The organism is Bartonella florencae (assembly GCF_000312525.1).
Classification (GTDB): Bacteria; Pseudomonadota; Alphaproteobacteria; order Rhizobiales; family Rhizobiaceae; genus Bartonella; species Bartonella florencae.
This window is the reverse complement of the sequence record NZ_HE997505.1, coordinates 1-518: the sequence shown is the minus strand read 5'-3', so window position 1 is coordinate 518 and position 518 is coordinate 1. Positions and strand designations below refer to the sequence as shown.

General features: G+C 42.1%; 1 protein-coding gene. It reads right to left on the bottom strand.

All coding sequences use genetic code 11. The features are described 5' to 3' along the window. A partial coding sequence (locus BN202_RS10400; RefSeq protein ID WP_019220330.1) for a phage major tropism determinant occupies nucleotides 1-518 on the bottom strand: 518 nt, incomplete at both ends.

Below are 518 nucleotides of genomic sequence, written 5' to 3'. Positions count from 1 at the left end.
GGGCGATGATTGAGACACCAAACGGAATTGGGTAAAATATCCCCTGCTCTATAACCAGACAATGGGTGACCAGAAATTGTATCAACATCCGCACAAAGCGTATGAAACCCTCCTATCTTGCGTGAATTACTTGCTGTGTAACCCGTAGGATAGGTAGAGTTGTCTGAGACAACAATTTTATGAGAATCTCCCTCTGAGACCAAATAAACATAATAATCTTTGCCTGCAGAAGATGAAGAAACGCTTATTCTTTGATCTTCCGTATGGCTTGCAACCAAAATATCGTGGGTTCGTGACAAAGTTAGATAGGTCCCTTTCTTCAACGTGAGTTGATTTTTTCCTGTCGCCACAAGAAATGGGGTGGAAATTGATAAAACCGTTAAATTAGACTGTTTCAGAGCTGTTGTCTCTCTTTCTAGAGAACTCTTGATACCACCAAGCTCTTTCTTCGTTGTATCGGCTGTTGTTTTGGCTTCCTCTGCTGTCCTTTTCGCTTTATCGGCGGTTTCCTTGGCTTT